Genomic DNA, 8,331 nt, shown 5'->3' with positions numbered 1-8,331 from the left:
CCAAATAGCCATTAACGCTACAGTCAACATCATTATCGCCCCGAATAACATGCAAAATAACTTGCTCAAAAATATACTCAGAGATGTTGCCAAATCATCTGCTACATCTACAATCGCTCTGGTCGGTTCAATTCTAGGGCTGGGTCTAGTTGGGGTAAACCCGGCTGGAGCCGTTACCTTTGGCACGAATCTCATCATCGATGGAGATGCTGAAGCAAGTGTTGGTTTAAGAGATACAGCAAGTGCTGTTTCTGGCTAGACGGGAGTTGGGACACTTACATCGACTCCATATGGTACCGCTGGTTTTCCCTCAACGACTAGTCCAGGCCCAATAAATCGTGGTAATAATTTCTTTTCGGGAGAAGCCTCTACTGTAACTAATCCTTTCCAGTTTATTGATGTATCCGCCATTGCTGGAGCCATAGATACAGGTACGGTAAGATACGATCTATCCGGCTTTTTTGGAGGTAATACGGATTTAAATGACTTTGCAGGTATTAGTATGGTTTTATCTAATCTACGTGGTACTGAGACAGGGCGTATTCAAATTGGCAGCTACACAGCAGCAGATCGAGCGAATATTACTGGATTATTAGAGGCAAGTAGTTCTGCTGTGGTTCCTATTGGAACTCGAAGAATCTCGGTACAGTTGGCGATGATAGGAACTGGACTTTTCAACGATGCCTATGCTGATAATCTCTCTTTAGTGCTCACAGATACCAATGCTACTGCTACTAGCGTCCCCGAACCTTCGGCGATTCTAGGGGTATTGATTGGTGGTGCTTTAGTCGTGGGTGCGATGAAGAAGCGCAGAAAAAATCTGTAGGTATCTCGTCGCGCTGGTTTGGTTAGGGGCTTGCAATTTAATAACCTACCAGTGGGTTTAGGTTTTGACTTCGCTCAACCCTCGGAGGGTTGAGCGAAGTCGTTGGCGATAGCCTGCCGTAGGCACAACCTAAACCGACAAATATCTGGGATGTTATTTCCACGCAAGTTCCTTAGTGGGCGATTTCAATCGTTGTGCTGTCCGAACTGCTGGGGCGGTTGCTATGTAATTAGTCTCTGGGGCGATCGTGGTTAGAATCGCCCAACTGTCTCCCGTACCGATCTAAACTAGAGAGCGAACTATCTTCTAACTTATGTCGATCGCGATCGCTGGAGAACGTAGTGGCGTGGGTAAAACCACCATTACGCTCGCCCTACTTGCCGCACTGCGGCGCAGACAGCAGACGGTACAATCTTTTAAAGTCGGCCCCGATTATATCGATCCGATGTTTCACTCTTATGTAACGGGTCGAGCCTGTCGGAATCTCGATCCGATTTTAACATCCCCAGATTACGTGCGGCAGTGTTTCGATCGCCATAGTCGCACGGTAGATTGTAATATTATCGAAGGCGTGATGGGGCTATTCGATGGCGCGTCGGGGGCGACAGATGCGGGAAGTACGGCGCAGGTTGCTAAGTTATTAAACGTTCCGGTTGTCTTAATTCTCAATTGTAGTAGTACTTCGCGATCGATTGCCGCGATCGCGCATGGTTATCGGACGTTCGATCCGCAAATTCAACTGGCGGGCGTAATTCTCAATCAAGTCGGCAGCGATCGGCATCTTGAATTACTCACTGCTGCCCTCTTGCCGCTCCATCTACCCATTTTGGGCGTACTCAGACGACGCGACGACCTCAAGATTCCAGATCGCCATTTAGGGCTGATTCCGGCGGGAGAGTTGGCCGATCTGAATGTAACGATCGATCGTCTGGCGGATGTGGGCGAAACTTGTTTCGATTGGGAGCGATTATTACCGTTATTGATGGCGAAGCCAGTGCGGGATGATGCGAGTAGTAGTCCCGTGTTTACCCCCCCAACTCCCCCTTATCAAGGGGGGGCTTCGATCCTCCCCCCAAGGGGAGAGCTTCGGGATTTGGGAAAATCCACAGCAGATCGCCCGATTCGGATTGCGGTAGCTAAGGATGCGGCGTTTAATTTTTACTATGCAGATAATTTGGACTTACTCGCAGAGCTAGGAGCTGAGTTAGTCGAATGGAGTCCATTAAGCGATGCTCGGTTACCAGCAGATATTTGTGGCTTATATTTTGGGGGTGGATTTCCCGAAGTCTTTGCAGAGATCTTAGCCGAAAATCGCTCGGCGATCGCCGCAGTCAAGGCAGCAATTATGGCGGGGATGCCTACTTATGCTGAATGTGGTGGATTGATGTATTTAAGCGATCGAATTATTGATTTTAACGATCGATCTCATCCAATGGTGGGAATTTTCCCGACTACTGCCGTGATGGGGAAAAAATTAACACTCGGTTATCGCCAACTAACACTTTTGCAAAATAGTTTAATGCTAGATTCTGGCGATCGAGTGTGGGGGCACGAGTTTCATCGTTCTACTCTAACCGATCCGCCCGTCCGACCTTTATACGATCTTCAGGGTTATGAATCTAATTCGATTTTCCGACCGGAAGGTTGGTATAGATACCGCGCCCATGCAGCTTACACTCATCTACACTTCGGAGCCAGACCGGATTTGCCGGGTCGATTTATCGAGCGTTGTCACAGATTTAGCGAGATATTTGCATCTCGAAAATAATAAAACGATCGCGATCGAAATTTGAAATTGTAGCTACCAGATCGAACACTTTTTTAATTTTGATGTTAGTATGTGTGGGAGTCGAATTAGAGAACTCGACCTATTGTTTAGATCGAACATCTACAAATTTTAAAAAATCATGAATAAATTAATCCAAACAATCGCGCTCGGTGCTGTAGTTTTATCCCCTTTGAGCCTCATCGTAACTGCTATTGCGGCTAACGCTCACCACACATCCTCTCACGTTTCTACCGTATCAATTACTGTCGCCAAAACAGATAAAACCAAGGCGAAAAAAGGTAAAAAGACGACAGCACCCGGTAGCATGAAAAAACCTGCCACTACTACTCCTGACGCTACTAAGCCAGGGGCAACCGCACCTACTGGTGACACGATGCCAGCGAAAACTACTCCAGATAGCACTACAGTTCCTAGCTCTAAAACCAATTCCACTGGTGGAACTGAAGGCTCTATGTCCAAACCAGGCAGCCTCAAGGTTCCTACAACTCCTGGCACTACAACCCTACCTGGCACCCCCGCATCAATTCCTGGTAGCGACTCGACACCTAATCCTACCGTACCTAACACGACACCTAACGTACCCACTGGTACACCTAAGTAGATCGAAATTTTTAACGGCAACGATCGAAATCTTGCAAAATTAATTTAGATTCGATGTTGCTGCAAGTGTCTCTAGTTATCTGGCTGGGGGCACTTGTTTTGTATTGATATAGTCGTTGGAAAGCTTATCCGGAGGATATACTACGCCAACGAGGAGAATCGAACCATACCCGATCGCGGCGGCAACTCGACCGATCGAGCTAAAAGCGTCATAATAAAAGTGAGTCCACAGCAGATCTATTCACCTCACCCTTATGCCCCGTCTAGAGTCTCTTACCATGTCCTCAACAGCCACACATCCCAATCGAGTTAAGGCTCGATCGATCGAGGATGATTTAGAGACTCAATCGCCCCAACTAGATTACGATCTAGCGATCGTCGGTGGCGGGATCATTGGGAATACACTCGCCCTCGCGCTGCAAAATTCAGGATTACGAGTAGTTTCGATCGAATCGGAAGCTCAGTCGGTATCGGTTGCTAAGGGTAGAGCCTACGTGCTATCGGTACTCTCAGGCAAGATCTTTGAGGGGCTGGGCATCTGGAATCGCGTTTTACCTCAAGTTACTCAATTTAGCCAAATTCAAATCTCTGATGCCGATTATGCGGGCGTAGTAAAGATGTATCCAGAAGATCTGGGTACCGCCGCATTAGGCTATGCAGCCAGCCATGAAGTATTGCTAACCGCATTGCAAAGCCAACTGAAATCGGCTCAAAATATTACCCTCATGTGCCCAGCACGAGTCACCACTGTAGACTATGGCGATACCGGGGCGACACTAACAGTTGAGACTCCAGATACCGCCACACCTCTGAGCATCCGTGCGAATTTAGTAATTGCCGCCGACGGAGCCAAATCTACACTCCGCGAACGGGCGGGCATTGCTACCAGCGGCTGGAACTATTGGCAGTCTTGCATTACCGCCACTATTTCTCCAGAAAAATCTCACCAAAATATTGCCTACGAAAGATTTTGGTATGCAGGGCCGATCGGGGTGTTACCATTAGCAGATGGTCGCTGTCAGGTAGTTTGGACGTTACCCCACGATCGAGCCGAAGCATTGCGCGATCTGCCAGAAGCTGAATTTCTCCAGCAGTTAGAACATTGTACGGGTGGATTATTAGGCAAACTAGAACTTGACTCTCAACGGTGGTTATTTCCTGTTAAATTGATGCAGTCTCAGCAATATACCGCCCAGAGACTAGCCTTAATCGGCGATGCCGCACACTGTTGTCATCCCGTCGCTGGGCAAGGCATGAACTTAGGGATTAGGGATGCAGCGGCTTTAGCAGAAATTTTAGTCGCAGCGCATCAGGCTGGCGAAGATATCGGCAGCGATGCCGTACTCAAACGGTACACGAGCTGGCGCAAACCAGAAAACTGGGTAATTTTAGCTTTTACCGATTTCCTCGATCGCATGTTCTCGACTAGCATTCTCCCGATCGTTATTATCCGCCGATTTGGATTATTATTACTCGATCGTATTCCTCTATTCAAACATCTGGCTCTGAGACTAATGACGGGATTAGCGGGCAAATTGCCACAGGTAGCTCGTTAGGGTTTAGGCTTTAGGCTTTAGGTTAGTATCCACTATCCACACTTCTCCTTACCGAGCAACTGAGCCGACATAAATGTCGTCTAATTGGGTGAAAGAAACTCTGCTTGGGTGTGTTGGGTTTCATTCTTCAACCCAACCTACAGATCTAACAACTATTCACCACCCACTAACATATCCCCGATAATACGTGCGGTGGCGGGGGCGAGTAAAATGCCATTCCGATAATGTCCCGTGGCGACTAATATGCGTTTATTCGCGCCAACTCGATCGATTACAGGTGCCGGACGCTGATTCGGGCGCGGGCGTAACCCTTGCCAGGTGCGGATAATTTCACCCTTAGCTAAATCGGGACAAGTGGAAATCGCAACTTGTTTGAGTTGTTCCAGACATTCTGCTTGCGCTGTCACAACACCATCGACAGGAAATTCGACAGTCGCGCCCACCCAATAATCATTACCGCCACAGGGGACGATATTCACATCTTCACTGACGATAACTGGTTGAAAATCTGGGTTGCCTAGCGGTTTGGGCAGCCGGATTTGTAAGGCTTGCCCTAATACGGACTGAATATCGATCGCTGCATGGGGCGATAATAACTGAGTAGAACCCAACCCCGCCGTCACGACCGTCCAGTCGCTGGTAATAATCGGTAGACCGGAAGTTAAAAGATCGCAGCTCTGCTGGTTCTCGGCAGTAATAGACTCGATCGATCGATCGAAATGAAAATTCACTCCATTAAGTTGTGCCGCAGCTACTAGAGCCTCCGTCAGGGCAACTGGCTCGACTTGTAAATCTTGGGGCGAATATGCCGCAGTCCTCGTAAATTGGCGGTCGATTTGGGGCAGTTGGGTAACTACTTTGCGCGCATTCCATAATTCTAATTGCCACTCTTGCTCGGTGCGAGTGGTGACTAATTGCGCCCATTTATCTAGATCGTCTTCAGCAGCTAATAGTTTGACAATACCCTGCGAGTTGTAGGGAATCTTTTTACCTGTAGCTCGTTCTAGTTCGGGAATTAGGGTTTGATAACGGCGAATGCTATCTCTGCGGAGATTCCAAGCACGTCCTTTGACTTTCTGGGAGATAATTCCCATCAGTACGCCTAGAGCTGCGCCTGTGGCTGCTGAAGCTGGCGTATGGCTGGCATCATAAACATCGATTGTATATTCATTCGAGCGACTGAGTTCGTAAGCAATAGTCGCGCCAATAATGCCGCAGCCGATAATACTAATACTGGTGGACATTTAAATTTAGTTGAGAATTGAGACTCTGGTTTTAATACATTGACGGAAAGATAGGGTAGGGACAATGTCTTGTCGGTTTTTTTATTCGGAGGGAACCTCCGAATAAAACCGCCGCTTAATGAGTTGTCTCTACCCTATATTGTGAGGGCGGTTCGTGCCCTCGTTCGGTAATCTCCGAAATTTAATTATGCTGCGGGAATCAGTTTCGAGAAACTTGCAAAATCTTTAAGAGCTTCACCGTAGTTGCGAATTGCCACTTTGTAGTCATTATTGCCAGCGGCTTCATCGATCTTGTTGAGATGCACGAAAATTTCTTTGCTAATTGCCAAAGCTTTCTCTTTGCTACCTGGTAATAACTCTCTCGATAAACCAGACAGCCGGGTTCTGATTTCGCCTAGAGGCCCGTGGATAAAGGATTTGACATTATTCCAGTCGCGTTCTTCGATCATAGCTGCGAGTTCGGGTAGTCGATCGCTCAACGCTACCACATTTTTGTTGGTAGCTTGAATTTGGGTGAGTTGCTGAGTGCTATAAGTGGGAGCCTTAGCTTGAGAACCATCGCCACAGCTAACAACAAGGACAGAAATTAATACCAGCATCAGGGAGATGAGCGGACGAAAGAGAGACATAATTATCTAGATAATAGGAGAGCAGTTATTTAAAATCGGTTGCAATGTGCCATCGGCAATCGCGAAGGTCGGCAAAGCCTGAGTTATACTCTCAGCATACTAGAATTATTAGGCTGCGCGATCGATGGCATTGCTGAATTTACTAACGAGCCGATTTCGTCACCCTACCAATCTAGCATTGCCGTCGATCTCGATTGCCGATGGCACGCTACGCGAACGGTGGCGATGCTAAACTAACAGATAAGTCACATTTTTAAAATCTAGCTCGTTTCCGACTTCAGATTCCCAATTCCATGTTTAGAGTATTTACCAAAGATTACGACCGCCAGTTCGAGCGATGGACAGATGCCTTAGATGCCGGAAATTCGCTCAAGTCTAAGTGCAAGAGTTTATTTCAGGATATCCGCATTTTTGATGGCGATGAATTAATCTGGGTCTACAGTCGCTTGCATACATACCCGCAGTACATCGGAGCGGGTGTATATGACAAACTAGCACGATTATTTATTATGGAAAATGCCACGATGCTGGATGTTGAGGTCGATGAACCCGATCGATCCTAACTGCCGATCGAGTTGGCACGGACGGTTACAATTAACCTATCGCCACCACCATGCCAAAACTCAAGCGGTCGAGCATTATGGGATTGCCCCGCTCAAAGTCCAACGGGCGTTCTATCCCGAAGGCGATGCAATTTGTCACAATACGATTTTGCATACGGCTGGGGGAATTGTGGGTGGCGACAGGCTCCAGATCGCGATCGACCTTCAGCCCGAAGCTCGTGCCGTCATTACCACGGCAGCAGCAGGTAAAATTTATACTAGCAACGGTCATCTGGCATCTCAAACCATCGTCCAGAACATTGGCGATAAGGCCTGTCTGGAATGGTTGCCACAAGAAACAATTATCTTTGATGGCGCGATTTTTAACCAACATTTGCGTGTAAATTTAGCCCCGACAGCAAGCTGGCTGGGATGGGAAATTTTACGATTCGGGCGCACGGCACGCGGTGAGAAGTTTACCAACGGAATTTGGAAATCTGCCACGGAAATATATCGAGCTGGCGATCCTGTTTGGATCGATCGACAGTTATTAGTTGGTGATGAGACAATCGATCGAGCTAATAGTTTAGCAGGATATCCGATCGTCGGTTCTTTCGCTTGGATCGCTCCAGGTGGCTCGGTACCCGCAGATGCTGGCGTTAGCAAGGAATTGGTGATTAATGCTCGATCGTTATTTACAGGCGAACCCAGTCGCATTGGCGTAACGCGCTTATCAGCCGGATTATTATGTCGCTATCGAGGTGACTCTACAACAGAGGTGCGTCAGTGGTTTACGGCTGTTTGGCATTTAATACGCTCTTCATTTCTCAGCAGTCCGCCCATCCATCCCCGCGTGTGGCAATAGTATTAGGTGTTAGGTATTAGGTATTAGACTAGATTGTGTTTTTGTCTATTCACTATCCACTATCCCTACCCCAATGCAAAAACCCCCCTCACATTACTGCGAGGGGGGTTTTAATCTCTTAAACTCTTATATCAAAAGGTATTAACCGTTGATGGAAGGAGCAGTCAAAGCAACTGGAGTAGCTTCACCAGCAGCTAAGTCAAGAGGGAAGTTGTGAGCGTTGCGCTCGTGCATTACTTCCATACCTAAGTTAGCGCGGTTGATGATGTCAGCCCAGGTG

Annotated in this window: 10 protein-coding genes and 1 pseudogene; 8 read left to right on the top strand and 3 right to left on the bottom strand. The window is 47.6% G+C overall.

The annotated features are described in order from the left end of the window. From Q0R35_RS17000 to Q0R35_RS16980, 5 genes are all read left to right on the top strand, one after another. A partial coding sequence (locus Q0R35_RS17000) for a hypothetical protein (protein WP_295621145.1) occupies positions 1-259 on the top strand: 259 nt, incomplete at its 5' end. Between the two features lie 243 nt (positions 260-502). Next, entirely contained in the window at positions 503-826 is a 324-nt protein-coding gene (locus Q0R35_RS16995) for a PEP-CTERM sorting domain-containing protein (RefSeq protein WP_295621142.1), read from the top strand. 313 nt (positions 827-1,139) lie between these two features. Further along, positions 1,140-2,594, top strand: coding sequence for a cobyrinate a,c-diamide synthase (locus tag Q0R35_RS16990; protein ID WP_295621139.1), 1,455 nt, complete (start codon positions 1,140-1,142; stop codon positions 2,592-2,594). Positions 2,595-2,733: 139 nt separating this feature from the next. Further along, a complete protein-coding gene (locus tag Q0R35_RS16985; RefSeq protein WP_295621136.1) occupies positions 2,734-3,216 on the top strand; it encodes a hypothetical protein in 483 nt (160 codons plus the stop codon). A gap of 277 nt (positions 3,217-3,493) precedes the next feature. Then, positions 3,494-4,771 carry an FAD-dependent hydroxylase gene (locus Q0R35_RS16980; RefSeq protein WP_295621133.1) on the top strand — a complete coding sequence of 426 codons (1,278 nt, stop codon included), beginning with the start codon at positions 3,494-3,496 and terminating at the stop codon, positions 4,769-4,771. Between the two features lie 152 nt (positions 4,772-4,923). Here Q0R35_RS16980 and Q0R35_RS16975 read toward each other — a convergent pair whose 3' ends face one another. Continuing rightward, complete coding sequence (locus tag Q0R35_RS16975) at positions 4,924-6,015, bottom strand: FAD-dependent oxidoreductase (protein ID WP_295621130.1); 1,092 nt, start codon at positions 6,013-6,015, stop codon at positions 4,924-4,926. Between the two features lie 185 nt (positions 6,016-6,200). Continuing rightward, on the bottom strand, positions 6,201-6,644 hold the full coding sequence (psbQ, locus tag Q0R35_RS16970) for a photosystem II protein PsbQ (protein WP_295621127.1): 444 nt from the start codon (positions 6,642-6,644) through the stop codon (positions 6,201-6,203). 39 nt (positions 6,645-6,683) lie between these two features. On the opposite strand from psbQ, the gene Q0R35_RS16965 reads away from it, so the two are divergent. The 3 genes from Q0R35_RS16965 to Q0R35_RS16955 are packed head-to-tail and all read left to right on the top strand — an operon-like array spanning position 6,684 to position 8,051. Then, positions 6,684-6,881: a hypothetical protein gene (locus Q0R35_RS16965; protein WP_295621124.1), complete on the top strand. Its 198-nt coding sequence runs from the start codon at positions 6,684-6,686 to the stop codon at positions 6,879-6,881. Positions 6,882-6,937: 56 nt separating this feature from the next. After that, positions 6,938-7,207, top strand: a complete 270-nt coding sequence (locus Q0R35_RS16960) for a hypothetical protein (protein WP_295621120.1) — start codon at positions 6,938-6,940, stop codon at positions 7,205-7,207. Then, positions 7,188-8,051 carry an urease accessory protein UreD gene (locus Q0R35_RS16955; protein WP_295621117.1) on the top strand — a complete coding sequence of 288 codons (864 nt, stop codon included), beginning with the start codon at positions 7,188-7,190 and terminating at the stop codon, positions 8,049-8,051. Before Q0R35_RS16960 ends, Q0R35_RS16955 begins: the two co-directional genes overlap by 20 nt. Positions 8,052-8,192: 141 nt before the next feature. Here Q0R35_RS16955 and Q0R35_RS16950 read toward each other — a convergent pair. Continuing rightward, positions 8,193-8,331, bottom strand: a pseudogene (locus Q0R35_RS16950) (photosystem II q(b) protein); the annotation flags it as partial.

This window comes from Chamaesiphon sp. GL140_3_metabinner_50 (genome assembly GCF_025361915.1).
GTDB lineage: Bacteria > Cyanobacteriota > Cyanobacteriia > Cyanobacteriales > Chamaesiphonaceae > Chamaesiphon.
Note: the sequence above shows the minus strand (reverse complement) of the source record. Positions and strands in the feature narration are given on the sequence as shown.